We start from the raw sequence: 25,375 nt of genomic DNA, 5'->3' as shown, positions 1-25,375 counted from the left end.
CGGAGCGCGGGCGGCAAGCGAGCCGGCCAAGGCTCCGGCCTTCGCCGGAGCACAGTCGCGTTTAAAGAACCGGACGCCGGCCGAATGCTGCGGCGGGTTTGCGCGCGACGAGGGGGTTTGCCTCGCGTTCGAGCATGTCGAGTGTGGTCTCGAACAAAGGGCGCAACTTCACGACATGTTCTAGCGCCTCGGTCGGCGTCTCGCGGCGTTCGATGCAACCGCGCGCGATCATTTCGATCGTCTCGGCCAGATCGGCCAGCGGATCGGCGCCGAACTGGCGCGCTTCGCCTTTGAGGGTATGCGCCGGGATCACCATCGCAGTGGCATTGTGCGACCGCATCGCGTCTTCGATGCGATCGACCGATTTGATGCCGTCCTCGCGAAAATAGCCAAGAATGCGCACGAAATTGGCACCGAGCTCGGAGCGCGCTTGCTGGTAGCTTTGCCAGTTCACCAGCGGATCATTGCCGATCGTCACGTCCATACCTCAAGCATACCCCCCGGAACGGCACGGGGCGATGATAGTACAGGAACGTAAACAGGGCGTTGATGCGATTACGTGTGCTTGTCGCGATCGAACGGGTTCTTCGAGGCGCGCAGGGTAAGCCGGACCGGCACCGCGCCGAAATCGAATTCCTTGCGCAGGCCGTTGATCAGATAGCGCTGATAGCTGACCGGAAGCAGATCGACGCGCGTGCCGAACAACACGAAGCTGGGCGGGCGCGACTTGTTCTGGGTGACGTAGCGCGGCTTGATCCGCTTGCCGCCCGGCGCGGGTGGCGGGTTCGTTTCGATCGCGCGCTCGAACCAGCGGTTGAGCTGTCCGGTCGAGACGCGGCGCGACCAGGCGTCACGGGTCTCGAACGCGACCTGCATCAGCATGTCGAGGCCCTTGCCGGTCTCGGCCGAAACGGTGAGCAAGGGCACACCCTTGACCTGCGCCAGCCCCTCGTCGAGCGCACCCTTGACGCCGTTGAACAGGCTCGAGGCGTTCTCCGCCACGTCCCATTTGTTCAGCGCGATGACCAGCGCGCGGCCTTCCTGGAGCACGCGATCGGCGATCTTCAGGTCCTGCACCTCAAGTCCCCGGGTGGCATCGAGCAGCAACACAACGACCTCGGCGAAGTCGACTGCGCGCATCGCGTCCATCACCGAGAGCTTTTCGAGCTTCTCCTCGATCTTGGCGCGCTTGCGCATGCCGGCGGTGTCGATCAGGCGAACCGCCCGGAGATTGCCTTCCGCATCGGGCCATTGCCAGTCGACCGAAATCGAATCGCGGGTGATCCCGGCCTCGGGGCCGGTGATCATGCGGTCTTCGCGGAGCAGCTTGTTGACGAGAGTAGACTTGCCCGCATTGGGGCGGCCGACGATCGCCAGCTTGAGCGGCGCATCGGGCGCTTCGGAATCCTCGGCCGCTTCCTCTTCGTCGCGCTCGACATGCGGGAGCAGCGCCTCGAACAGATCGACCACGCCTTCGCCATGCTCGGCGGAGAAAGGGATCGGGTCGCCGAGGCCGAGCGCCATCGCCTCGATGATACCGGTCTCGCCGGCTTTGCCCTCGGCCTTGTTGGCCATCAGCACGACCGGACGATCGGTGCTGCGCAGCCAGCGGGCGATCTCCTCGTCGAGCGGGGTTATCCCGGCGCGGGCGTCGATCATGAACAACGACACGTCGGACTCGCGCACCGCTGCCTCGGTCTGCGCGCGCATCCTGCCCGGCAAGGTCGCGGCGTCGTCGTCCTCATAGCCAGCGGTGTCCATCACGCGGAATTCGAGCCCGAGCAAATTGGCCTCGCCTTCGCGGCGATCGCGAGTCACGCCGGGCTGATCGTCGACCAGAGCGATGCGCTTGCCGACCAGCCGGTTGAACAAGGTCGACTTGCCGACATTCGGGCGTCCGATGATGGCGACGGTGGGAAGGGGCATTTTCTTACTCACTCCCCTTCCTGCTTGCAGGGAGGGGCTGGGGGTGGGTGCGCGTGTCTGCGCGCCTAATAGACTCACAAGCGGCAGAAACAAAGTAACGGGCGGGGCATCGAACCCCGCCCGTTCTGAACGCTTTCGTCATCCCGGCGAACGCCGGGATCTCGTGCGGCTCGTGTCCTGCGCTTCTGCCTGAGATCCCGGCGTTCGCCGGGATGACGGCAAAGCGACAAGGTTACCGATACGCCGACAGCCGGCCCTTGTCGTCGAGGACGTAGAGCGTGTTGTTCGCCACCGTGATAGGGAGCGTGATCGCTTCTTTGACGTCCATCGTCGAGATCACGCTGCCATCGGCCGGCGAGGCGAAGACGATCTCGCCTTCGCTGTTGCCGAGCACGAGGCGGCCCCCGGCGAGCACCGGGCCGACCCAGCTGATCGGGTTCTTCATCTTCTTCTCGTTGCGATAGTGGCGCAGCTGCGAGATCCAGCGGATCTTGCCGGTGCCGCGCGCGATCGCGAGCAGCCGGGCATCGTCGGTGACGACGAACAGCCATTCGCCCGCCGCCCACGGCGTCGAGATTCCGGCGATGGTCTGTTCCCACAAAGGATTGCCGCTGGCGATGTCCATCGCGACCATGCGGCCGCCCTGCCCGATCGCATAGACCCGGCCCTGATCGATCACCGGCTCGGCGTCGATGTCGGACAATGAAGACACCGAAGTTGACATCGAGGTGCGCGACAGGACGACGTCCCACAGCGAACGGCCATTCTCGTAGCGATAGGCATTGAGTTCGCCCGACGAGAAGCCAGCGATGACGGTGCCCTGTGCCGAGGCGGGCGCGGCGACGCCGAACACGCCCTGCGATTCGAGGCTCGCCGAGACGGTCCAGCTGATCTCGCCGGTGTCCTGCGAGAGCGCGAACAGCTGATTGTCCTGAGTCACGACATAGGCATTGCCATTGGCGAGCGTCGGCGCGCCGCGCAGCGGCCCGCCCGGGCGCTTGCGCCAGACCACCGTGCCATCGGCGACGTTGAGCGCGACGACATCGCCGAGGCCGTTGCTGGCAAAGGCGCGTTCGCCCTCGACGCTGACGCCGCCGCCGAAGCGCGCGCTTTCATTGCCCTTCCCGTCGGTGGTCGCAGTGCGCCACAATTCGGCGCCGGTGTCCGCCGCCATGGCGTGGACGACGCCATCGGTGTCGATCACATACAGCTTGTTTTCGGAAACCACCGGCGACGCGGCGAGCCGCTCTTTCTTCGAGGGCTTGGCGACGTCCTTCGACCAGATCCGCGTCGGGCTTGCGCCGAGCGCGAGGTGCCCCATCGACTTGGCGGCATTGCCGCCGGGCTGGCGCCAGCCATCGTTCGCCGCAGCCTCGGGCAACAGCACCTCGACGCCGGCCAGCGTCTTGTCGGCGACGACATCGCTTTCCGAAACGAGGATCGGCACGCGCTCGCCGAGCACGGGGGTTTTCTTGCCGCCGCCTTTGAAGATCCCGCAGCCGCTCACCATCGCGAGCGCCGCGAGAGCGGCAGCCACCCTCACCTTGTTATTCATTTAGCCTTGGTTTCCTTCGACTGATCGATGGCGTCGACACCGAGTACGCCGGCCAGCTGAACCGCACGTTGACGGATCGATTCGGGGACCTTCTCGCCGCCCTGTGCGATCTGTCCGTAGAGCCGGCCCGCCTCGGCGCGATTGCCCGCCTTGAGATATGCCGCGGCGACGAGCTCGCCGGCGGTGCCGAGCCACGGCGAATTGGGATTGGCCAACCCCTTCAGGCGGTCGATCACGACCTGCGGCTTGAGGCTGTCATATTCGGCGACTGTCTGGCGAAGCAGCGCGAGGTCGCGATAGGGCTGCTCGACCTTGGCGTCGTTCGCCACTTCGGCGAACTTCGCGGCGGCGCCCTTGGCATCGTTCTTCTGGAGCAGCAGATTGCCCTGGGCCAACCGCGCCAGGACGGCATAGCCCTCGCCGCTGCTCGTCGCGATCTTGTTCAGCGCGGGCAGCGCCTTGTCCGCCTGGTTCTGCTCGACCAGCCGCATCGCAGCGTCATATTCCTCGCCCTGCTTGCCGGCCTGGCTCTGATTATGATGCTGCCAATAGAGCCAGCCCGCGAATGCGAGCAACGCGACCACCACGGCGCCGATGATCAGCCGGCCGTAGCGCCGGAAGATCTGCATCGCCTGATCGCGGCGATACTCCTCGTCGACTTCGCGCAGAAAGGCTTCGTCAGTGGTACCGGGAGGAAGCGCCAAGAGAGACTCCATGGGGTTGGTTCGGGCGCGGACCTTAGCCGCGGGCACCGCCTAAAGGAAGCGTGCCCGCCTAGCCCTTCAGCCGCGCGCCGGATAGACCTGTTCTGCGCCCGGGAAGTCCCGCGCCCGGACTTCGGCGGCATAGGTCTCAACCGCGGCGGAAATGCGGCCGGCGAGATCGTCGTAGCGCTTCACGAAGCGCGGAGTCCGCTCGAACAGGCCCAGCATGTCCTCGGTCACCAGCACCTGCCCGTCGCATTGCGCCGAGGCGCCGATGCCGATCACGGGAACCGGCACCGCAGCGGTGATCTCATTGGCAAGCCCCTCGACCACCCCTTCGGCGACCATGCCGAACGCCCCGGCATCGGCGATCGCCCGGGCATCGTCGAGGATCTGGGCATGCTCGGCATTGCTGCGCCCGCGCGCGCCATAGCCGCCGAGCGCGTTCACCGATTGCGGGGTGAGGCCGATATGACCCATCACCGGAATGCCCCGGCGGGTGAGGAATTCGACCACCGGCGCGATCGCGGTGCCGCCCTCGAGCTTCACCCCCGCCGCGCCGGTCTCGGCGAGCACGCGCGCGGCCGATTCGAAGGCGCGCTCGGGACTCGCTTCGTAGCTGCCGAAGGGCATGTCGACGATCACCAGCGAATGATAGCTGCCGCGCACCACCGCGGCGCCATGCGCGATCATCATGTCCAGCGTCACCGGCAAGGTCGACGGCAGGCCGTAGATCACCTGCCCGAGGCTGTCGCCGACCAGCAGGACATCGCAATGCGGATCGAGCAACTGCGCCATCCGGGTGGTGTAGGCGGTGAGCATCACCACCGGATCCTTGCCCTTGCGGTTGCGGATCGCGGGAATGGTGAGCCGCTTCATCGGCGACGGCGTGGGATTGGCGCGGCTGGTGCCGGTGTCGAGCGTGTAGGTGGACATGGCACACCTCTAGCCCGGCCGGAGGATGCACGCCAGCAAGCAGGGATGGACCCGTTGAGCCTTTGTTTAGTCTGTCGGCGCTACCAAGGCGGGGCATTCGAGGCGAGGAAGCACCATGCGACGATTGCTGACGTACATCGTCGTTCCCGCCATGCTCAGCGGTTGCGCCGCGTTGGCCGGGCCACGCGCGGCGGACACCTGCAAGGCAATCGCAGGCGATCGTGTCGCGCAGGCGCTAGGCTCGACACTGGTGACGCAGGAGCTCGATGGCCAGCGCAAGCACGGCAAGGAAGTCGCGTCCACATGCCACTATGATCTCGCCAACGGCGATTTTGTACGGATCACGCTGAGCAGCTATGCCGATCCCGCGGAAGCCGACGAGGCGTTCGCGTGGCTGAAGAAGAAGCCCTCCAACGCAGTGCTGAGCGAAAAGCTGGGCGTCCGGGTCCTCTACGAAACCGGCGAGAAGGAAATCGATGCGCTGCTCAGCCCGACCGAGCAGGTCTATGCGCGGATCGGGCACAATGCCGGTCAGGCAAAGCTGGACAAGACCGTCATCGTCGGCAGCATCGGCGTCGCGACCTTCAAGCACAAGGGCGTGGAGAACGCCGCCGAAAAGCTCGCCAGCGTCATAGCGCTGGCGAAGCAATGATCCGTCGTCCCGGCCGGCCTATCTGATCCAGCCGCGGTGGCGGGCCAGATTGGCGAGCCAGATCTGGAACGCCGCCACCGCCGCGATGAACGAAGGAAACGGCACGGTGGCAGCCGCGCCCTTGTGCGCCAGCAGATCGGTGGCGAGGAACACATAGCCGAACTGGACGATCACTGCGATCAGCGAGATCAGGAACAGCGGCTGGGCCAGCTTCGAGCGCAGCAGCAATGCGATCGCGCCGAGCAGTCCGGCGCCCACCGCCGCGGCATAGACCGGCGTGAACCAGCCGGGCAGCGCGGCATAATAAGCACGGTCCCAATCGGTGGCCGCCGGATCCATCGCGGGCCCGAATTTGACATGCATGTAGAAGGCGACGCAGCCGAGCAGTCCCCACAGCACCAAAAGTACTGCCACCACTACGAACCAGCCCGCGGGCTTATGCCGAATCCAGGTCGCCACGCATCCCTCCCACGCCCGCAATTTCCGCACGCGAGCCTAACGGAAATCAAACGGGCCCGCTAGAGCAGCGCGGTGGCGTAGCGTTCCGGTTTGAAACCGATCAGCAGCCCGCCGGGATGCTCGAGCACCGGGCGTTTGATCATCGAGGGCTGGGCCAGCATCAACGCAGTTGCCTTGTCGACGTCGAGATCCGTCTTGTCGGCCTCGGGGAGCTTGCGGAACGTGGTGCCGGCGCGGTTGAGTACGGTTTCCCACCCTTCCAGTTCGATCCAGCGGGCGAGCCGCGCCGCGTTCACGCCGGTGGTCTTGTAATCGTGGAAATCATAGGCGACCGCTTGGGCGGCGAGCCAGTCGCGCGCCTTCCTGATCGTGTCGCAATTCTTGATGCCGTACAGGGTGACGGTCATGCGGAATCCTCCAGAAAGCGGCCGAGCGTGACGACCTGCTGCCATTCGAGCCCGAGCTTCTCGTAGAAGCCGAGCGCGGCGTGGTTGTCCGCACGGACCATGAGCTGGAGCTTGGGTGCGCCGCGGGCACGGAGCCAGTCCTCGGCGGCGGCCATCAGCGCCCGGCCAAGGCCGGCACCGCGGCAGTCAGGGCAGACGGCGAGATAATAGACCCAGCCGCGATGGCCGTCGAAACCAGCCATGACGCTGCCTTCAAGGCCTTCGGCGCCGCGCGCGACCAGCACGACCGAGCTTGCGCCGCCGAGCGCGAGAGCGAAGTCCCTGTCGGGATCGTTCCACGGGCGCGTGAGGTCGCAGGCGCGCCACAGCGCCACCACCGCGGTGGCATCTTGCGAAGTCGCCGGCTCGATCAGCGGGCGATGCACGTCGCACCGGCCCAGAGATTGGTGATCTCGCCGTCCGGATCGCGCGAACTGAGCAGCCCGGACAGGCCGCCCATGCTGAATTCGATGCCGAGGGTCGAATCCTCGAGGGTGACCGGGGCGGCGGCGTCGAGCTGCTTGCGCGTCGTGCCGATGCCGAGGCCGGTTGCAGTGGCGAAGCGGCCGCCGTCACGCCCGTCCAAGTCCCAGCCGACGAACTTGCCGGCGTCGAAATAGAGACCGAGCCCACCGCGGAAGCTGGCGAAGGACAATGCGCCCGTGCCGCATTCCTGATCGTCACCTTCCTCGATCGGGCTGCCGAGCGCCTTGGCGAGCATGTCGGTCACTGCGGCGCGGGGCATACCGAAGGTCGCGCGGCGAGTGGCGCCGAGGCCGAGACCGTCGGGCTCCAAGGCCACCGCAGCCCCCCCGGCTTCGGTGGAATTCTGCCCGGCGCCCCGCGGCACGGGGACGATCAGTTCGTTGTCGTTGCCGGTGATGACCACCGATCGCGTGGCGTTGCGCTCCGGCTCGGGGCCGCCACAACCCGCAAGCAGCATGGGCAAGAGGAGCAGACCATAGCGCATCATTCCCATTCGATCGTGCCCGGCGGCTTCGAGGTATAATCATAGGTTACGCGGTTGATCCCGCGAACCTCGTTGACGATCCTGGTGGCGACGCGCGGCAGGAAATCGCCGGGGAACTGGAAGGCGACTGCAGTCATCCCGTCGGTCGACGTGACCGCGCGCAGCGCCAGCACATAATCATAGGTGCGGTGATCGCCCATCACCCCGACGGTGCGCACCGGCAACAGCACCGCAAAGGCCTGCCAGATCGCGTCGTAGAGCCCAGCGTTGCGGATTTCCTCGAGATAGATGGCGTCGGCTTTCCGGAGAATGTCGCAGCGTTCCTTGGTGACTTCGCCCGGGATGCGGATCGCGAGGCCCGGCCCGGGGAACGGGTGGCGGCCGACGAAGATGTCGGGCAGGCCGAGCTCGCGGCCCAGGGCGCGGACCTCGTCCTTGAACAATTCGCGCAACGGCTCGACGAGCTTCATGTTCATCCGCTCGGGCAGACCGCCGACATTGTGGTGGCTCTTGATCGTCACCGACGGCCCGCCGGTGAAGCTGACGCTCTCGATCACGTCGGGATAGAGCGTGCCCTGCGCGAGGAAATCGGCGCCGCCGATTTTCTTCGCCTCCTCCTCGAACACTTCGATGAAGGTCTTGCCGATGAATTTGCGCTTGGCCTCGGGATCGGTGAGCCCGGCGAGCCCGTTGAGGAACAAGGTCTCGGCGTTCACATGGACCAGCGGGATGTTGTAATGGTTGCGGAACAGGCTGACGACCTGATCGGCCTCCCCTGCCCGCATCAGCCCGTGATCGACGAACACGCACGTCAGCTGCTCGCCGATCGCCTCGTGGATCAGCACCGCCGCCACCGCCGAATCGACGCCGCCGGAGAGGCCGCAGATCACCCGGCCGGTGCCGACCTGCGCGCGGATCTCGGCGATCTTGGCCGCGCGGAATTCGGCCATCGTCCAGTCGCCCTGCAGCCCGCAAACGTGGCGCACGAAATTGGCGAGCAGCCGCGCGCCATCGGGGGTGTGGACCACCTCCATGTGGAACTGGGTGGCGTAATAGCGCCGCGCGTCGTCGGCGACGACCGCGAAGGGCGAGCCGGGGCTGACTGCGACGGGGCGGAAGCCGGGAGCGAGTTCGGTGACCTTGTCGCCGTGGCTCATCCACACCTGATGGCTTTCGCCTTCGGCCCACAGGCCGTCGAACAGCACGCAGCTATCCTCGATCTCGATGAAGGCGAGCCCGAATTCGCCCGAATCGCCGAGCTGCACCTGCCCGCCCAATTGGTGCATCATGACTTGCTGGCCGTAACAGATGCCGAGGATCGGCAAGCCCGAATCGAAAATGACCTGCGGCACCCGCGGGCTTTCCTCGTGCAGCACCGAGGCAGGCGAGCCCGAGAGGATGATCCCCTTGGGCTGCATCCGCTCGAACGCCTCGGCGGCGGCATTGAAAGGGGCAATTTCGCTATAGACCCCGGCCTCGCGCACGCGGCGCGCGATCAGCTGGGTCACCTGGCTCCCGAAATCTACGATCAGGATTGAATCGGCATGATGTTCCATGCCCAGCGCGCATAGCAGAAGCGGCCGGCATGGGAAGAGCCCGGTTATTGGTATTCGGCGCGCCCTTCCTGCCCTGCTTGCAGGGAGGAGAAAGAGATGTTGACGATCCTCACGGCCCGCAATTCCATACGCCCTCGAACCGCCGTTCGGCGCCGTCGGAGCGCTGTGCAACCAGTGACGCCCGGTGCGCCGTGCTTTCGTTGCCTGTATCAAGGCGCGCCAGACGGGTGATCCGTACCGTCAGCCCCTTGCCACCGAAGACAGCGCCCTTCTCCATCGCGCCGAAGCCACCTTCCGCCGTGCCGGCAAGCATTTCCACGGGGGCGCCATTTCGTACCACTGCGAACCCCCGCGCCGTCTTGCCGACATCGGCACGGGCCAGCAGTAGGGCCGCAGGCGCGCCCTCCGCCTGAAAACTACAGGCGAGTTCGCCTTCGACCCGGTCTGCGTCCTCTGGTCGGAGCGGCAGCAGACGGATCTGCGATCCATCGCCACCGATCGTGTCACCGGCTGCATTACCAGCCGCCAGGGGCAGCGCCGGCGCGACGGGAGCAGGAGCTTCGGACCTTGCATTAGCGCTCGTGGTCGACGCGCTCGCCTCCGCGCCATTCCCCACGACGGCATTGCCTCCCGCGGGCTCAGTCGAACAGGCTGCGAGCAACAGTAGCGAGGCGACGCAAAGGCGGGGACAGAGCATGCGATTGCAACGTGCCCCGTCCCCTGGCGTTCCCGCGACGCACCATGCTCAGCGCGGCTTGACCTCCAGCCCCGTCCACTTGGCCGCGAAGGCGTACAGATCCGCCGCTTCCTCGATGATCTTGTCGGTCGGCTTGCCCGAGCCGTGGCCGGCCCGGGTCTCGATCCGGGCGAGGTGCGGCTTGTCGCCAATGTCGGCGGCCTGCAGCGCGGCGGTGTATTTGAAGCTGTGGCCGGGAACGACGCGATCATCGGTATCCGCCGTGGTCACCAGGATCGCCGGATAGGCCCGCCCGCCCTTGATGTTGTGATACGGCGAATAGGCGTAGAGGCGCTTGAAGTCGGCTTCCTTCGACGGATAGCCGTAATCGTCGACCCAATAGCGCCCCGCGGTCCAACGATCGAAGCGCAGCATGTCCATCACCCCCACGGCAGGCAGCGCCGCGGCGAACAGATCGGGGCGCTGGTTGACCACCGCGCCGACCAGCAGCCCGCCGTTCGAACCACCCTGGATCGCCAGCTGGTCCTTGCCGGCGATGCCTTGCTCGATCAGATATTCGCCCGCCGCGATGAAATCGTCGAACACGTTCTGCTTGTTGGCGAGGCGGCCGCCATCGTGCCACGCTTTGCCATATTCGCCGCCGCCGCGAATGTTGGCGAGGACGAAGACCCCGCCCTGCTCCATCCATGCCACGCGCGCTGCCGAAAAAGCCGGGGTGTAGGGCACATTGAACCCGCCATAGCCCCAGAGCAGGGTCGGCGCGGGGCCGGTGGTCGTGGCCTTGCGCACGACGAACATCGGCACCCGCGTGCCGTCCTTCGAGGCGTAGAAACGCTGCTCGACCTTGTACTGCGACGGATCGAAGGCGACCTTGGGCTGGGCCCATGGCGTCGACTTGCCGGTGGTCACGTCGTAGCGGAAGATCGTCGTCGGATAATTGAAGCTGGTGAAGGCGAAGAAGGTCTCGGGATCGCCCAATTCGCCGCCGAAGCCGCTGGCGGTGCCGATGCCCGGAAGCGCGACCTTACCGTCCGCCTTGCCGTCCAGCGTATAGCGACGCACCTCGGTCCTGGCGTCGACCATATAGTTCAGGATCAGCCGGTCGCCGACGATCGAGGCGCCTGCGAGCGTCTCCTTCTGCTCGGGCACGATCTCCTTCGGTGTCAGTCCGGGATCGGCGATGTCGATCGAGACGATACGGTCGCGCGGGGCGCCGGCGTTGGTCGAGAAATAGAAGACGCTGCCCTTGTTGCCGACCGCGCTCCAGTCGTTCTCGAGCTTGCCGATGATCGTGCGCGCCTGCCATTTGGAGTCGTTCAGGTCGACGATATGGACAAGGTTGCGGTTGTCGGTGCCCTCGGTGGTGCCGATGACGAGGTAGCGGCCGTCGTCGGTGATTCCGGCATAATGGCTGAGCTTCGGGCTCGCCGGAGTCTCATAGACCAGCCGATCGGCCGATTGCGGCGTGCCCAGCTTGTGGAAATAGATTTTGTGGTTCTCGTTGAGCGCCTGGAACTTGGCCTCGGCGGGCGGCTCGGGATAGCGTGAATAAAAGAAGCCCGAGCCATCCTTGGCCCAGGAAAGCCCCATGGTATATTTGGCCCAGCTGATCTCGTCGCCGGTCTCCTTGCCCGTCGCGGTGTCGATCACCTTGATCGTGCGCCAGTCGGTGCCGCCGTCCTGGATCGAATAAGCGAGCAGTTTGCCGTCTTCGGACGGCAGCCATTCGGCGAGCGCGGTAGCCCCGTCCTTCGACCAACCATTGGGGTCGATCAATACGCGGCCCTCGCCTTCCAGCGTATCGCGGACCCAGAGTACCGCCTGGTTCTGCAAGCCGGCATTGTGCGCATAGAAATAGCGCCCGCCCTTCTTCACCGGCGCGCCGAAACGCTCATAATTGAACAGCGCCTTGATCCGATCGGCGAAGGGCTGACGGCCAGGCAAGGTCGCGAGATAGGCGTCGGTGACCTTGTTCTGCGCGGCGACCCAATCGGCGACTTCCTTGTCGTTCCGCACATCGTTCTCGAGCCAGCGATACGGATCGGCGACCTTCACCCCGAACTGTTCCTCGACGACATCGACGCGGCGGGTCTGCGGATAAGCGGGCTTGGTCATCGTCGTATGCGGCTCCGAGGGGGTCTGGGCGAGAGCGGGGCTGGCGAACAGAAGCGGAAGAGCGAGAATGATACGGCGCATCGCATACCCCGAAATGGAAAGGAGGCCGGACCCTATGCAGGGCCGGCCTCCTTCTCAAGTCTTTGCTATCGACGCAGCGATCAGGCGGCTTCGTCGAAATCCTCGTCGGTCAGCACCGGGCCCGAATCCTGACCCTTGGCCGAGACGTCGCGATCGACGAACTCGATGATCGCCATCGGCGAAGCGTCCGAGGCGCGGATGCCGGCCTTGATCACGCGAGTGTAACCGCCGTTGCGGTCGGCGTAGCGCGCGGCGAGCACGTCGAACAGCTTGACCAGCTGGGCGTCGTCGAGAAGGCGCGAATGCGCGAGACGGCGGTTCGAAAGGCCGCCCTTCTTGGCGAGCGTGATCAGCTTCTCCACGTACGGGCGAAGCTCCTTAGCCTTGGCGACGGTGGTGGTGATCTGCTCGTGCTTGATGAGCGCGGCGCTCATGTTGCGGAACAGGGCAATACGGTGAGCCGAGGTCCGCTGAAGCTTACGGCCGCCTACGCGATGGCGCATGATTTCTTCCTTCGTTCGTCAAGGGGCCGTGTGAGGTACCCCGGGCCAGGCAGCTTCAGGGTGCTGCCAATACCCCCACGCGTTTCCGCAGGAAGGCGCGCCCAAAGCGGATTCGGTGCCGAAAGTCAAGGTTTCGATGCCTGCGCGCCTTTCTGTCCGTCGCGTAATTCGCGATCAACAATGGCGATTGGGGGCGGGAACCAGTCCCGCCCCCGTTCTCAGGTCAGAAGTGCACGCCGACCCGCACCCCGCCATAGCGGCGGAAATCGCGCGGCAGCAGTGCCTGCGTGCCGATCCGGTTGCCGTAATTGCCGGCCGAATTCACCAGCGACTGGAAATACTGCTTGTCGAACAGATTGTTGACGAACGCCGTCACTTCCCAGCGACGATCCTGCTCGCGCACGCCCAGACCCAGATTGAACACGCTGAACCCCGGCTGGAAGGCCTGCGGATCGCGGGCGACGTAATAGAGGCTCGACTGGTACTGCCAGCTTACCTGCGCAACGCCCTTGAGATTCTGGCCGAGCGACGGCGCGTATTCCGCGCCCGCCGAGGTCTTCCACTTCGGCGATTGCACGGCGCGCGTGCCCGTCAGGTTCTGGCTGGGCGGCGTGCCGACGCAGCCCAGCGCAGCGGTTTGCAGCACATAGCATTGGGCGGCCGGGAACGAAGTGTAGGTCGCGTCGAGATAGGTCGCCGCGCCGTTGAAGCTCAGGTCGCGCGTGACCCGGGCACCGAGTTCGAATTCGAGACCCTTGGTGTTGAGCCCGCCGACATTGGTGAGGCGGAAGTTGGACGTGCCGTTCACCGTCTCGATCGATTGCGCCTGCAGATCGGTATAATCGGTGTCGAAATACGTGACGTTGAACGTCGCACGCCGATCGAAGAACTGGGTGCGGACACCGAATTCCTTGTCGCGCGACGTTTCGGGCCGGATCGGTCCTGCGTTCGCACGCGCGGCATTGAAACCGGAGGTCAGATCATAGGTCTGCCCCTTGTAGCCGGTCGTATAGCTGCCGAAGAACATGACGTCGGGCGTCACCTGATAGCTGAGGCCCAGGCGATAGGTGGCGGTGCTGTCGCTCGCATCGCCGGCAAAGTTGGTCGCGGCGATCTTGTCGCGGAAAGTGTATTTGATCGCTTCGTTCTGGACGCGGCCACCCGCAGTCGCGGTCAGGTGCGGCAGGAATTCCCAGTCGATCTGGGCGAAGCCGGCGATCTGGCGCGATCCCGAGCTGGCTTCCCAGTCGGCGGGCGAAAAGGCCGGGCCGCGCTTGAACGGGCGCTCGAAACCGACATTCGCGTAATAGAGGCCGAGGGCATAGCGGAATGCCTCGTCCCCCGGCGAGAGCAGGCGAAGCTCCTGGGTGAACAGCCGCGACTTGAACGCGCCGACGTTGATATTGCTGCCGAACGGGCCCGGCGCCGACGTATCGTCATGATCCAGATAGTCGTCGAGGCGGTAGCGATCGTACGAAGTCAGCGACAGGACGTTCAGCTTGCCGATATTGGCTTCGCTGCGCAGCAGCGTGCCCCAGCCCCAATATTTGGTGCGCGACGGGGAATTGTTGCTGATGTTCTGATTGTCCTCGTCGATCGTCACGCCGGGGAAGGCCACTGCGGGCGTCAGACCCGGCTGGTTGCGCAGGAGCGCATTGGGCGCCATCCGGATGAACGGGCGGCCGACGGTGGTGTTGCCGTTCAAATAATTGCCCGACAGCGTGAAAGTGACGTCGGGCGTCGCCTTCCAGCGAAGCTTGGCGCGGGTGTTGAGGGTCTCGCGGCCATTGGCCTTCTTGCCGTCGGCGAGGTTGCGGACATTGCCGCCCCAATTGTTGTAACCGGCCGAGAACACGTAGCCGAGCGTCTCGCTGATCGGCCCCGTGATGCTGAAATTGCCGCCGAATTCGCTGTCGGTGGTCGCCAGCGTATTGGCGCGCACATGCAGCGTGTCGGTCGGCTGGATCGTCATGATCTTGATCAGACCCGCCGACGCCGCCTTGCCGTACAAGGTGCTCTGCGGTCCGCGCAGCACTTCGATCTGCGCCACGTCGGGAAGGTCGGCGAAGGCGCGTGCCTGGAACGCGACCGCCGCACCATCGACGGTCACCGCGACGCTCGGCTCGACGCCGATGCCAAATGCGAAGGTGCCGACGCCGCGCAGCGACACGTTGGCATTGACCGGATGCTCGGCCGTGCGGATCGTCAGCGACGGCGCGACCTTGCCCAGATCCTGGAAGTGACGGACGCCCTGCGCCTCGAGCTGCGACGGCGTGATCACCTGCACTGCGAGCGGGACGTTCTGAAGGTTCTCGAACCGCTTCTGCGCGGTCGTGGTGACGACGATCTCATCGTCCTTCCCCCCGATCACGTCGGCAGTGACCGTTTCAGTGGCCGCGACGGCATTCGCGTCGCTGGTCTGCGCATTGACTTGCGCACTGGCCAAGAGCGACACGGCGAGTGCGCCAAAGCAAACCGATGTATTCAAACGCATCATTAAACTTCCCATTACCCGGTGATTTTACTCCCCAAATTTATAGGTGGTTTGCCGGGAGGGCTGGTCTCGTGCCGGCGGAAAGTTTTATGTAATCGGCGTAATTGCTGGAGAATGTTGCCAAAAGACCACAAGCGCAACTTGCGGACTCTCGCTGCCCACGCCTGCCGTTCACTCGAAGCTTCGCAACGACGCTGTCGAACCGGCCGTTTCGCGCAAGTAACGAAAAGGGCCCCGCATTGCTGCGGAGCCCTTCGTGCAGTCGAGTCCGACGCGGCAAAACCGCGTCGTCGGTCGGAGCCTGTGGCTCCGCCGGCCGGGCTATCGACGTCTCCGGATTAGCTTGCGCTAATCCGGTGCGCCTCAGCCCATGATTTCCTGCTCGAGCTTCTTGGCCATCTCTTCGATGTTCTCGGGCGGCCAGCCGGGGATTTCCATACCCAGGCGCAGGCCCATGCTCGAAAGCACTTCCTTGATCTCGTTGAGCGACTTGCGGCCGAAGTTCGGGGTGCGCAGCATCTCGGCTTCGGTCTTCTGGACCAGATCGCCGATATAGATGATGTTGTCGTTCTTGAGGCAATTGGCCGAACGCACCGACAGTTCGAGCTCGTCGACCTTCTTGAGAAGGTAACGATTGATCTGCGCGGTATCGCCCGAAGCGACGCCACCTTCTGCAGCCGCCGGAGCGGCCATGCCGATCGGCGCCGAGCGCGTGACTGCGGAATCGTCGAAATGCACGAACAGCGAGAGCTGATCCTGGAGGATGCGCGCCGCATAAGCGAGGCCGTCCTCCGGAGTGATCGTGCCGTCGGTCTCGACGGTCAGCGTGAGCTTGTCGTAATCGAGCTCCTGGCCGACGCGGGTATTCTCGACCTTGTACGACACCTGGCGGACCGGGCTGTACAAAGCGTCGACCGGGATCAGACCGATCGGCGCATCCGCCGGACGGTTGGCCTGAGCGGGGACATAGCCCTTACCGGTATCGGCGGTCAGCTCCATGTTGAGCGTCGCGCCGTCGTCGAGATGGCAGATCACCAGCTCGGGGTTCATCACTTCGATGTCGCCCGAGACTGCGATGTCGCCTGCCTTCACTTCAGCCGGGCCGGTGGCCGAGAGCTGGAGCCGCTTCGGGCCTTCGCCCTGCATGCGGATGGCGATCTGCTTCACGTTGAGCACGATGTCCGTCACGTCCTCACGGACGCCGGCAAGGCTCGAGAATTCGTGAAGCACATTCTCGATCTTGATCGAAGTGACCGCGGCGCCCTGCAGCGACGAGAGCAAAACGCGACGCAGTGCGTTACCGAGCGTAAGGCCGAAACCGCGCTCGAGCGGCTCGGCCACGAAGGTCGACTTGCGCTTGGGATCGCCACCGGCCTTCTTTTCGAGGCCGTTGGGCTTCTTGAGTTCCTGCCAGTTCTTAGGGTTCACCGACACGGGCTTTCCTCATATTTGGGCAGGACGGGGCCATCCTGCCGGGTACCAGCTGCCCGGTCCGGACCCCGCCCTCGGGGCCCGTGAACGGACAGTATTGCAAATCAGACGCGACGGCGCTTCGACGGACGAACGCCGTTGTGCGGGATCGAGGTCACGTCGCGGATCGACGTGATCTGGAAACCGACCGCCTGGAGGGCGCGCAGCGCGCTCTCGCGGCCCGAACCCGGACCCTTGACTTCGACCTCGAGGGTGCGAACGCCGTGCTCGGCAGCCTTGCGGCCGGCATCTTCGGCGGCGACCTGGGCAGCATAAGGCGTCGACTTGCGCGACCCCTTGAAGCCCATCATGCCGGCCGACGACCACGAAATCGCGTTGCCCTGGGCATCGGTGATCGTGATCATGGTGTTGTTGAAGGAAGCATTCACATGGGCGACGCCCGATGTGATGTTCTTGCGCTCACGGCGCTTAATGCGCTGCGGTTCACGTGCCATTGCTCAGCGCTCCCTTACTTCTTCTTGCCGGCGATCGGCTTGGCCTTGCCCTTGCGGGTGCGCGCATTGGTATGCGTGCGCTGGCCACGGACCGGGAGGCCCTTGCGATGACGGAGGCCGCGATAGCAGGCCAGATCCATCAGGCGCTTGATGTTCATCGCCACATTGCGTCGAAGGTCACCTTCGACGGTGTAGCCGGCGTCGATCGCCTCGCGGATCTGCAGCACTTCCTGGTCCGACAGGTCCTGCACGCGACGCTCGGGCGCGATGCCCAGCTTTTCGGTGAGTTCCTTGGCCTTGGTCTGGCCGATGCCGTGGATATACTGCAGCGCGATAACGACGCGCTTGTTGGTCGGGATGTTAACACCCGCAATACGTGCCATGAATTTATTCTCCCAGCTCCACGGGGCGCCGCATGGCAGCCTGCACCCCATCTCGTAGCGTTGATCCGAAAATGCGGTGGCCCAGCGAGCGCAAAGGAACGCCGCCGTGCAACCGGTGTTTCGGAAGATGGGCGACATATGCAGCCGCAAGGGCGCTGTCAAGCGCTGCGGGCAGCTATCGCCGGAACCGGATGCATACACGAACGTTGCGCGCCCGCCAAGCTGGATGACCCGACATCATCCCCCATGCCGCAAGCGAAGGGCTAGACGGGCACGACGATCGTCGCGACCAACCCGGGATCGTTGTCGCCGAGCTCCAGCCGCCCGCCATGCAACCGCGCGACCGACTCGACCAGCGCCAGCCCCAGCCCCGCTCCGGGCAGGCTGCGCGCCGAATCGAGCCTGCCGAACCGGCTCAGCGCCTGTGCGCGGTCGGCAGCCGGAATACCGGATCCGCGATCGGCGACCGTGAAGCGGAGTTCACCGGAAACCGCCTGGAGCGACAGCGCGATCTCGCCACCGGCGGCGGCGTGGCGCAGCGAATTGTCGATCAGATTGGCGAGCGCCTGCGACAGCAATTCGCGGTGCAGCTTCGCTTGCAGGGCTGGCGCAGACGGCGGCGGCGCGACGACGAAGCGCAACCCGGCCTCCTCGGCGACGGGCGCGTAGAGATCGGCGATCTCCTCGATCAGCGCAGCGGGATCGAGCGAAACGAGGGTGTCGCGCGTCACCGCTTCGGATCGGCTGATCTCGAGCAACACCGCGAGCATCCGCATCACCAGATCGGTCTCGGCAATCAGCCCGGCAAGCGCGGCTTCACGCTGCTGCGGCTGGCTTGCGGTCGCCGCGGCCTCGGCGCGGGCGCGCAGCCGGGCGATCGGCGAGCGCAGGTCGTGCGCGATCGAATCGGTGACCACGCGCAGCTCGGCCATCAATCGGTCGATCCGATCGAGCATGCCGTCGATCCGCAGCGCAAGCCGGTCGAAGGCGTCGCTCCCGCCCGCGGTACCAACCCGGCGCGTCAGATCGCCGGCGGCGACGGCATCGACCGCGCCGGCGATGCGATCGAGACGACGCGTGACGTAGCGCGTGAGGACGAGGCCCGCACCGACGCCGAGCACCAGCGACAACAAAACCGCGAGCAGCAACGCGCGCTCGATATTGCGCTGGGTGCGCTCCCAATCGTCGAGCAGGCGGCCGCTGACCAGCCAATCGCGCCCGAGCGGGCGGATCGCGATCCCCGCCTCCTGACCCGCCCATTCCCCGGTCGCGCCGAGCGTGGCGATGCGAAAGGCTTCGGCCGCAGGCGCGAAGGCGAGCTTGTCGGGACCGACGCCCAGCCGCCGCGCGCCGCTGCGGTCGACAACAACAGCAACCAGCGAATCGTCATCCGCCTGCGCATCGGCGATCGCCTGGGCGAGCGCCGGTATCCCGCCCGAACGGTAGACGGCGGCAAAGGCATCGGTCTGTTGCGCGGTGTCGCGGCGCAGTGCCTCGATCGCGTCGTCATGCGTCTGCTGCCAGATCAGCCCGGCGAGCGCGAGGCTGGTGACCAGCGACAGCAAAACCGCGAGCAGCGCCAGCCGCGCGGTGATCGAGATCCGCATCAGCCGTCGAGCGACAGGCGATAGCCCGCGCCGCGCACGGTATGCAGGATCGGCGCGTCGAACCCTTCCTCGAGCTTGCGGCGCAGGCGGCCGATATGGACATCGACCACGTTTGAGCCCGGATCGAAGTGATAGTTCCAGATCTTCTCGAGCATCATCGTGCGCGTGACCACCTGCCCGGCATGCCGGGCGAGGAATTCGAGCAGATTGAACTCGCGCCCGCCGATCGGGATCGCACGGCCCTGCCGCGTGACGCTGCGGGCGAGCAGATCGATCTCGAGATCGCCCACGCTCAACCGGGTGATCTGCGGCTCGGCACCTGCCCCGTCGGCGCGGCGGAGCAGAGCCTCGACCCGCGCGAGCAGCTCGGCGAAGGAGAAGGGCTTGGTGAGATAATCGTCGGCGCCGGCGTGGAGGCCCTTCACCCGATCGTCGACGGTGCCGAGCGCGGAAAGGATCAGCACCGGGGTGCCGATGTTGGCGGCGCGGAGCGCGCCCAGCATCGACAGGCCGTCGAGCCCGGGCAGCATCCGATCGGCCACCACAAGATCGAAGATGCCTTCGGAAGCGAGGAACAGCCCGTCGCGACCGTCGCCGCAGACCTCGACCGCGAACCCGGCTTCCTGCAGCCCCTTGGCCACATAAGCGGCGGAGGCGGAATCGTCTTCGACGAGGAGGATCTTGCGAGTCATCGGCAGTCCATCGCTTAGGACGCGGAACGGCCGGCGGAAAGAGGGGGACCTTCCGCCGGCCGGGCCGGTGCTGGACATGGCACCGGTGTGGCGTGCGCTTACTTCCTGGTCTTTTTGACCGTCTTGGTCTTCGCGACCTTGGCCGGCTTCTCGGCCTTCTTCTCGGCCTTTTGGTGCTTGGCGGCCGGCGCGCGCGCGGCGCTGGCGATCGTCGGCGCGGCGATCATCGCGACCGCGGCGATGGGGAGCAGGGTGCGGGAAAGCTTCATCGAAATCCTCCGTGGAAGAAGGAACCGGCGTGCTGCCGGCCCTGCCCTCTTCCTAATCCCGACCGCTTCACGCCGTGGTGAAGCCGGGATGAAGATTTTGTCATGTCGCGCCGCGACACCCCTGGTCAGCGCTTCGCAGCGCGTGCCAGTATCGCGCCGCCGAGCAGGATCGCTGCGACCATGCCGCCGATCGCGAGCAGGCCCGCGGGGGTGACTTCGACTTCAGCGGTCGCGGCGAAGCGTTCGCCGATCTGCAGCCGGGCCGCGGCCCGCTGGGGCGTGAAGAGCGGCCCCTGCGGCTCCGGCGGTGCCGACCGGACGATTTCGCGATCCTTGCCCATTTCAATGCTCCGCCGCTGCCTTGAGCCGGGTCCATTGGCCGCCCAGCACGCCGTCGACCGGCGCTGCGATACCGGTTAGCCCCGGCCCGGCCACGGCATAATCGGCAGTGAGTTCGGTGCCGGCGGCGGCGGGCTTGAGCGTGATGGTCAGGACCGCAATCACCGGCATCGCCTGAAGCGGGCCCAGCCCGCCGACCATGCGCAGCGTGGCGCCGTCGGCGAGATAGACGATCCGCATATGCTCGACGCCGCCGGTGGCGGTCTTCTCGCACCAGCAGCCGCCGGGACGGGCATCAAGGCTGAGATTGGCGGCATTGCCGCTATAGGTGTGTGCGCCGTCCCACCAGCGATCGGGGTGAAGCAGCGTTTCCCAGACCTTGGCCGGCGGGGCGGCGATGGTCTGGATGTGCCGGGTAGCGAAACCGGTGTCCGAGGATTTGAGGACGTCGGCATTGGCGGGCGTGACTCCGGCCAACGCGATAGCCAGTAGAATGGTTCGCATCGCTTCCCCCTACCCGTCACCCTGGCCAGGGTGACGAACTGGAGCTTAGTCCGCGGCGTTGCCGCCGTCGAGGATCACCGCGATCTGCGTGCCGACCGCCTCCATGTCCGCCATGCCATCGACGCGGCGGACGAGTCCGCGCGCTTCGTAGATGGGCAGGATCGGCGCGGTCTTGGCGCGATATTCGGCCATGCGGGTGCGCACCGTCTCGGCATTGTCGTCGGGGCGGCGCTTGAACTCATGGGCACCGCAGACGTCGCAGGTTTCCGCGACCTTGGGCTGCTTGAAGCGATCGTGATAGCCCGCGCCGCACTGGGCGCAAGTGAAGCGCCCGGTGATGCGATCGACCAAGGCCTCCTCGTCGACCTGAAGCTCGATGACGTAATCGAGCTTGCGTCCGCGATCCGACAGCAACGCGTCGAGCGCCTCGGCCTGCGCGGCAGTGCGCGGATAGCCGTCGAAGATCGCGCCCTTTTCGGTATCGGCCATGTCGAGCCGTTCGCCGATGATGCCCGAGACGATCGCGTCGGAGACGAGCTCGCCCGCCTCCATCACCGCCTTGGCCTTGAGCCCGGTCGGCGTGCCGGCCTTGACCGCGGCGCGCAGCATGTCCCCCGTCGAGAGCTGGACCATGCCGCGCTCCGCCTCGAGGCGACTCGCCTGGGTGCCCTTGCCCGCACCCGGAGGGCCCAACAGGATGATGTTCATGCGGCTCCCCAAAACCGTTCGTGCTGCGCGTGTCGAAGCACCGTTAATTCACCGTTACCGAGAAGTGTCGCCCTTAGACAAGCTCAGGACGACAGCAAGCTCAGCGCGTGCGGCCCTTCAGCTTCGCCTTCTTGATCAGATCGCCATATTGGTGCGCCAGCAAATGCGACTGGATCTGCGTGACCGTGTCCATCGTCACGTTGACCACGATCAAAAGGCTGGTGCCGCCCATCAGGAACGGGATGCCCATCGCCGACACCAGATATTCCGGCAGCAGGCAGATGATCGTCAGATACGCCGCACCGATCACGGTGATGCGGGTCAGCACGTAATCGAAATAGGTCTCGGTATTCTTGCCCGGGCGGATGCCGGGGATGAACCCGCCATAGCGCTTGAGATTGTCCGCGGTCTCCTCGGGATTGAACACCACCGCGGTGTAGAAGAACGAGAAGAAGATGATGCCCGCGGCATAGAGCGCCATGTACACCGGCGAGCCGTGGCGCAGCCAGAGGTTGAGGCTGAGCACGAAATCGCCCCACTGGCTCTCGCCCGCGGTCATGTTGCCGGCGAACTGAGTGATCGTCAGCGGCAGCAGCAACAGCGACGAGGCGAAGATCGGAGGGATCACGCCGGCGGTGTTGAGCTTGAGCGGCAGATGGCTGCGCTCGGCCTGGACCCCGCGCGCGGTCTGGCGCTTGGGATATTGGATCAGGATGCGGCGCTGGGCGCGCTCCATGAAGCAGATGAACAGCACGATCGCGCAGACCGCGGCGATGATCAGGACGAGGCGCAGCGGATCGATCGTGCCGGTGCGGCCGCTCTCGAACAACTGAACGACGGTCATCGGCAGATGCGCGACGATCCCGGCCATGATGATCAGCGAAATGCCGTTGCCGACGCCGCGGCTGGTGATCTGCTCACCCAGCCACATCAGAAACAAGGTGCCGCCGACGAGGCTGATCACTGCGCCGACGCGGAACAGCAGACCAGGCTCGATCACTGCCTGAAGGCCGGCGCTCGCACCGAAGCTCTCGAGCCCGACGGCAATGAACCAGCCCTGCACCGCGGTGAGGCCGACGGTGCCGTAGCGGGTATATTGATTGAGGCGCTTGCGGCCGCTCTCGCCTTCCTTCTTGATCGCATTGAGCTGCGGCGACAGCGACGTCGCGAGCTGCACCACGATCGACGCGGTGATATAGGGCATCACGCCCAGCGCGACGACCGACATGCGATTGAGCGCGCCGCCGGTGAAGCTGTTGAAGAAATCGAGCACACCGCCCGACGTTTGCTGCGCGAGCAGGTTGAGCTGGGTCGGATCGACGCCAGGCAGCGGCACATAGCTGAGCAGCCGGAACACGATCAGCGCGCCGAGAGTGAACCACAGGCGCTTCTTGAGTTCGGTCGCCTTGCCGAACTTCGACAGATTGAGGCTGGAGGCGAGTTGATCGGCTGCGGATGCCATGTGCGCGATTATCCTGGAAACCAAAGCGGCGGAGAAGCGTTCGCCGCCCCCCGCCGCTCATATAAGTCCTCCGGTCCCGAGGGCAATGCGGCGCCCGCCCTCAGGCCCGTTCGTTCCGGATTGCGCCGGTACGAACGAAGGGCAGGTTTCCCCGCCCTCCGAATGATCAGCCCTGCTTGCCGCCGGCCTTCTTGGCGGCGATGACCTTCTGCACCGAGCGATGCTTCGCCTTGTGCTTGTCGGCCGCGGGAACGATCTCGGGGATCGTCACCGAACCGCCGGCCTTCTGGACCGCCTCGATCGCGCTCTTCGACGCGCCGGCGACGGTGAAGCTCAGCTTCGCGGTCAACTCGCCCTTGGCGAGCAGGCGGACGCCGTCCTTGCCGCCACGGGTCAGGCCGGCTGCGTTGAGCTCCGTCTGGGTGATGTCGGTCGCGGTCAGCTTTCCGGCATCGACTGCCTTCTGGATCGCGCCGAGATTCACTTCGGCATAGTCCTTGGCGAAGATGTTGTTGAAGCCACGCTTCGGGATCCGCATGTGGAGCGGCATCTGGCCGCCCTCGAAACCGTTGATCGAGACGCCTTCGCGGCTCTTCTGACCCTTTTGGCCGCGGCCGGCGGTCTTGCCCTTGCCCGAGCCGATACCACGGCCGACGCGCATGCGGCCCTTGCGGGCGCCATCATTGTCGTTGAGTTCGTTGAGCTTCATGTCGTGCACTCGCTTTCGCTTTTGTCGCGCTGATAGAAAGGAAGCGGGGCGCATAGCGGCGGGACCGGCTTTTGTCACCCCCTATGTTTGCGCGCAGGCTGCACCGCGCGATTGGTTGACTCCGATTGACTCGTTTGGGGCTTTTTCCGCCGAGGCGCCCGCGAGGCCATCACGACGCGGCTGCGAAGCTACGCCTGTGCGCCGGGCACGCGACACCGACGCGACACTTGCGCCGCAGCTGCGCGACTTGCGCGCCACCCGCGCGACGGCGAGGCGGCAGTCAGGCACCGGGATGCGCTTCGTCCGGACGACGTACCGCGTGGCCACGGATCGACGGTGCAAAGAGCCTGCCCAGCGAAGCAGGCGAAATCCTACATTGCAAGCGCGGGGTGGGGGTTGGCGCGGGCATGTCTCGCTCGCGCTCCGGCAAGCAGGCGCCCAGGAATCATCGGGGCTGCACGACCTTGCCTCCGGCCTTCGCTGGGACAGCGAATAGCGGAGTTTGACGGAAAGGACCTGTCGACTCCTCGGGCCGTGCTGGCGCGATCGAATCTCGAGGTGGACTCCATCTTGGGCGTCGCGTCCAGCATCGACAAAATGAGCTACGCCGAAGCGATCCGCTCAAGGATTTTGCTCCCTTCTGGAAGCCAAAGCGAGTTTCTCGACGAGCCCGTCAGGGATTGGCTGACTCGGCGAGAAAGTGACGCCAGTCTTGGTAGACTTGAGCCCGGCCGCGGCAATGTCGTCGGCATGCGACGTGATGGCGGAAGGAGATAGATAGAGGCCGCATTGCTTGCTGAACGCTGCATAACCCGCGACGATGGATTGCCCGACCCTGAACCCCGGCATTTTATAGGCGATGACTTCCTCGGCGTCTGGCAGCGCTCGCGCCAGTTGGGCGCGCAATCGAACCAGCAGAGGGCGAAGGTCTTCGGGCGCCTCAGCTATGTAGGTGTCGTGATCAGCGAACATGATCAGAGCAGACTCCGCTGGCGTGACATTCAAGGCAAGCGCCCACCATCTCAGTTTGAACCGGTTGGATGACTGGATCAAGCTGATCGGGAGAGAGGCCCGAACGGCTCGCCAACTGTCCTGCGTCCGGCGAGTCACACACCCTCCCCTGGACCGGAGCGGTTTAATGCGCCCGTTGCCGACATTGACGGACGTCGAGCACGGTCAGGCAGCGATCGGGCCAGAGGATGGATTGCCCCGCGCGCAAGCCGATCAACGCTGCACCGACCGGCGTGAGGATCGAGATACGCCCTTCGGCAATGTCGGCGTCACGGGGATAGACGAGCGTGACGGTTCGCCGGCCATCGCTGCTATCGTCGAGAAACTCCACTTGCGACCCCATGGTGACCACGTCGGCCGGAATTTTCGCGGCGTTGTGCAGCCGGGCGCGCTCCGCTTCGCGGAGGAGCAGCGCACTGACCGCGGGCATGCGGCGTTCGACGCTGAGCGCGAGATCGGTGAGCGTCTCCGCTTCCGCGTCGATCATCTGGATGGGTGGCCGGCTGGCGGCCTTGTGCAGGTTGTTCATGTCGTGGACTCTCGGGCAATGCGGTCTTTTCGCCGACGAACCGATTGGCTCGCTTTCGATCCCCGGGCTTCCGGGGACGTGCCAGGAGAAGCCCGGGGCTAGTTGCCCGCCAGGAGTTGCCCCGCATGAACGCGGTATCGCAG

At 65.4% G+C, this 25,375-nt stretch carries 28 protein-coding genes; 1 reads left to right on the top strand and 27 read right to left on the bottom strand.

Annotation, left to right across the window (positions count from 1 at the left end):
* Window positions 1-61: 61 nt before the first annotated feature.
* From CVN68_RS20890 to panB, 5 genes are all read right to left on the bottom strand, one after another.
* Complete coding sequence (locus CVN68_RS20890; RefSeq protein ID WP_100283897.1) at window positions 62-484, bottom strand: Hpt domain-containing protein; 423 nt, start codon at window positions 482-484, stop codon at window positions 62-64.
* A 71-nt stretch (window positions 485-555) separates the two neighbouring features.
* The gene (der, locus tag CVN68_RS20885) at window positions 556-1,926 is read right to left on the bottom strand and encodes a ribosome biogenesis GTPase Der (protein WP_100283896.1); all 1,371 of its coding nucleotides are present in this window, start codon (window positions 1,924-1,926) and stop codon (window positions 556-558) included.
* Between the two features lie 232 nt (window positions 1,927-2,158).
* The gene (locus CVN68_RS20880) at window positions 2,159-3,481 is read right to left on the bottom strand and encodes an outer membrane protein assembly factor BamB family protein (protein ID WP_100283895.1); all 1,323 of its coding nucleotides are present in this window, start codon (window positions 3,479-3,481) and stop codon (window positions 2,159-2,161) included.
* On the bottom strand, window positions 3,478-4,185 hold the full coding sequence (locus CVN68_RS20875) for a tetratricopeptide repeat protein (protein WP_100283894.1): 708 nt from the start codon (window positions 4,183-4,185) through the stop codon (window positions 3,478-3,480). The genes CVN68_RS20880 and CVN68_RS20875 overlap by 4 nt, the downstream gene beginning before the upstream one ends.
* 78 nt (window positions 4,186-4,263) lie before the next feature.
* On the bottom strand, window positions 4,264-5,121 hold the full coding sequence (gene panB / locus CVN68_RS20870) for a 3-methyl-2-oxobutanoate hydroxymethyltransferase (protein ID WP_100283893.1): 858 nt from the start codon (window positions 5,119-5,121) through the stop codon (window positions 4,264-4,266).
* A gap of 115 nt (window positions 5,122-5,236) precedes the next feature.
* Here panB and CVN68_RS20865 point away from each other — a divergent pair, with 115 nt between their 5' ends.
* Window positions 5,237-5,773 (top strand): hypothetical protein, encoded by a 537-nt coding sequence (locus CVN68_RS20865; RefSeq protein WP_158298998.1) that lies wholly within the window; start codon window positions 5,237-5,239, stop codon window positions 5,771-5,773.
* Window positions 5,774-5,791: 18 nt separating this feature from the next.
* Here CVN68_RS20865 and CVN68_RS20860 read toward each other — a convergent pair whose 3' ends face one another.
* The 22 genes from CVN68_RS20860 to rnk form a co-directional block, all read right to left on the bottom strand.
* A complete protein-coding gene (locus tag CVN68_RS20860; RefSeq protein WP_233503466.1) occupies window positions 5,792-6,232 on the bottom strand; it encodes a hypothetical protein in 441 nt (146 codons plus the stop codon).
* A 59-nt stretch (window positions 6,233-6,291) separates the two neighbouring features.
* Entirely contained in the window at window positions 6,292-6,639 is a 348-nt protein-coding gene (locus CVN68_RS20855; protein WP_100283891.1) for an ArsC family reductase, read from the bottom strand.
* A complete protein-coding gene (locus tag CVN68_RS20850) occupies window positions 6,636-7,064 on the bottom strand; it encodes a GNAT family acetyltransferase (protein ID WP_100283890.1) in 429 nt (142 codons plus the stop codon). The genes CVN68_RS20855 and CVN68_RS20850 overlap by 4 nt, the downstream gene beginning before the upstream one ends.
* Window positions 7,049-7,621 (bottom strand): hypothetical protein, encoded by a 573-nt coding sequence (locus CVN68_RS20845; protein ID WP_233503465.1) that lies wholly within the window; start codon window positions 7,619-7,621, stop codon window positions 7,049-7,051. The genes CVN68_RS20850 and CVN68_RS20845 overlap by 16 nt, the downstream gene beginning before the upstream one ends.
* A 26-nt stretch (window positions 7,622-7,647) precedes the next feature.
* Window positions 7,648-9,204, bottom strand: a complete 1,557-nt coding sequence (gene guaA, locus CVN68_RS20840) for a glutamine-hydrolyzing GMP synthase (RefSeq protein WP_100283888.1) — start codon at window positions 9,202-9,204, stop codon at window positions 7,648-7,650.
* Window positions 9,205-9,313: 109 nt separating this feature from the next.
* Complete coding sequence (locus tag CVN68_RS20835) at window positions 9,314-9,523, bottom strand: hypothetical protein (RefSeq protein WP_158298997.1); 210 nt, start codon at window positions 9,521-9,523, stop codon at window positions 9,314-9,316.
* 426 nt (window positions 9,524-9,949) lie between these two features.
* Window positions 9,950-12,097, bottom strand: a complete 2,148-nt coding sequence (locus tag CVN68_RS20830; protein ID WP_100283886.1) for a prolyl oligopeptidase family serine peptidase — start codon at window positions 12,095-12,097, stop codon at window positions 9,950-9,952.
* Window positions 12,098-12,177: 80 nt separating this feature from the next.
* Complete coding sequence (gene rplQ, locus CVN68_RS20825; RefSeq protein ID WP_100283885.1) at window positions 12,178-12,600, bottom strand: 50S ribosomal protein L17; 423 nt, start codon at window positions 12,598-12,600, stop codon at window positions 12,178-12,180.
* 223 nt (window positions 12,601-12,823) lie between these two features.
* Window positions 12,824-15,055 carry a TonB-dependent receptor gene (locus CVN68_RS20820; RefSeq protein WP_233503464.1) on the bottom strand — a complete coding sequence of 744 codons (2,232 nt, stop codon included), beginning with the start codon at window positions 15,053-15,055 and terminating at the stop codon, window positions 12,824-12,826.
* Window positions 15,056-15,457: 402 nt separating this feature from the next.
* Window positions 15,458-16,528 (bottom strand): DNA-directed RNA polymerase subunit alpha, encoded by a 1,071-nt coding sequence (locus tag CVN68_RS20815; protein WP_100283884.1) that lies wholly within the window; start codon window positions 16,526-16,528, stop codon window positions 15,458-15,460.
* Window positions 16,529-16,629: 101 nt separating this feature from the next.
* Window positions 16,630-17,019 carry a 30S ribosomal protein S11 gene (gene rpsK / locus CVN68_RS20810; protein WP_077511532.1) on the bottom strand — a complete coding sequence of 130 codons (390 nt, stop codon included), beginning with the start codon at window positions 17,017-17,019 and terminating at the stop codon, window positions 16,630-16,632.
* Window positions 17,020-17,033: 14 nt separating this feature from the next.
* Window positions 17,034-17,402, bottom strand: a complete 369-nt coding sequence (gene rpsM / locus CVN68_RS20805) for a 30S ribosomal protein S13 (protein ID WP_100283883.1) — start codon at window positions 17,400-17,402, stop codon at window positions 17,034-17,036.
* Between the two features lie 263 nt (window positions 17,403-17,665).
* Window positions 17,666-19,009: a sensor histidine kinase gene (locus CVN68_RS20800; RefSeq protein WP_199560154.1), complete on the bottom strand. Its 1,344-nt coding sequence runs from the start codon at window positions 19,007-19,009 to the stop codon at window positions 17,666-17,668.
* Complete coding sequence (locus CVN68_RS20795; RefSeq protein ID WP_100283881.1) at window positions 19,009-19,701, bottom strand: winged helix-turn-helix domain-containing protein; 693 nt, start codon at window positions 19,699-19,701, stop codon at window positions 19,009-19,011. Before CVN68_RS20795 ends, CVN68_RS20800 begins: the two co-directional genes overlap by 1 nt.
* Before the next feature lie 98 nt (window positions 19,702-19,799).
* Window positions 19,800-19,970 (bottom strand): hypothetical protein, encoded by a 171-nt coding sequence (locus CVN68_RS23505; protein WP_158298996.1) that lies wholly within the window; start codon window positions 19,968-19,970, stop codon window positions 19,800-19,802.
* A 125-nt stretch (window positions 19,971-20,095) separates the two neighbouring features.
* Window positions 20,096-20,311, bottom strand: a complete 216-nt coding sequence (locus CVN68_RS20790; protein ID WP_100283880.1) for a hypothetical protein — start codon at window positions 20,309-20,311, stop codon at window positions 20,096-20,098.
* A 1-nt stretch (window position 20,312) separates the two neighbouring features.
* The gene (locus CVN68_RS20785; protein ID WP_100283879.1) at window positions 20,313-20,813 is read right to left on the bottom strand and encodes an SRPBCC family protein; all 501 of its coding nucleotides are present in this window, start codon (window positions 20,811-20,813) and stop codon (window positions 20,313-20,315) included.
* 45 nt (window positions 20,814-20,858) lie between these two features.
* Window positions 20,859-21,521, bottom strand: coding sequence for an adenylate kinase (locus CVN68_RS20780; RefSeq protein WP_100283878.1), 663 nt, complete (start codon window positions 21,519-21,521; stop codon window positions 20,859-20,861).
* 100 nt (window positions 21,522-21,621) lie between these two features.
* The gene (secY, locus tag CVN68_RS20775; protein WP_100283877.1) at window positions 21,622-22,983 is read right to left on the bottom strand and encodes a preprotein translocase subunit SecY; all 1,362 of its coding nucleotides are present in this window, start codon (window positions 22,981-22,983) and stop codon (window positions 21,622-21,624) included.
* A 166-nt stretch (window positions 22,984-23,149) separates the two neighbouring features.
* Entirely contained in the window at window positions 23,150-23,692 is a 543-nt protein-coding gene (rplO, locus tag CVN68_RS20770) for a 50S ribosomal protein L15 (protein ID WP_100284579.1), read from the bottom strand.
* A gap of 621 nt (window positions 23,693-24,313) precedes the next feature.
* Window positions 24,314-24,664, bottom strand: coding sequence for an iron chaperone (locus CVN68_RS20765; RefSeq protein ID WP_233503463.1), 351 nt, complete (start codon window positions 24,662-24,664; stop codon window positions 24,314-24,316).
* A 163-nt stretch (window positions 24,665-24,827) separates the two neighbouring features.
* On the bottom strand, window positions 24,828-25,232 hold the full coding sequence (gene rnk / locus CVN68_RS20760) for a nucleoside diphosphate kinase regulator (RefSeq protein ID WP_100283876.1): 405 nt from the start codon (window positions 25,230-25,232) through the stop codon (window positions 24,828-24,830).
* Window positions 25,233-25,375: the final 143 nt, after the last annotated feature.

The organism is Sphingomonas psychrotolerans (genome assembly GCF_002796605.1).
Lineage (GTDB): Bacteria > Pseudomonadota > Alphaproteobacteria > Sphingomonadales > Sphingomonadaceae > Sphingomonas > Sphingomonas psychrotolerans.
This window is presented reverse-complemented; position numbering and strand designations above follow the sequence as displayed.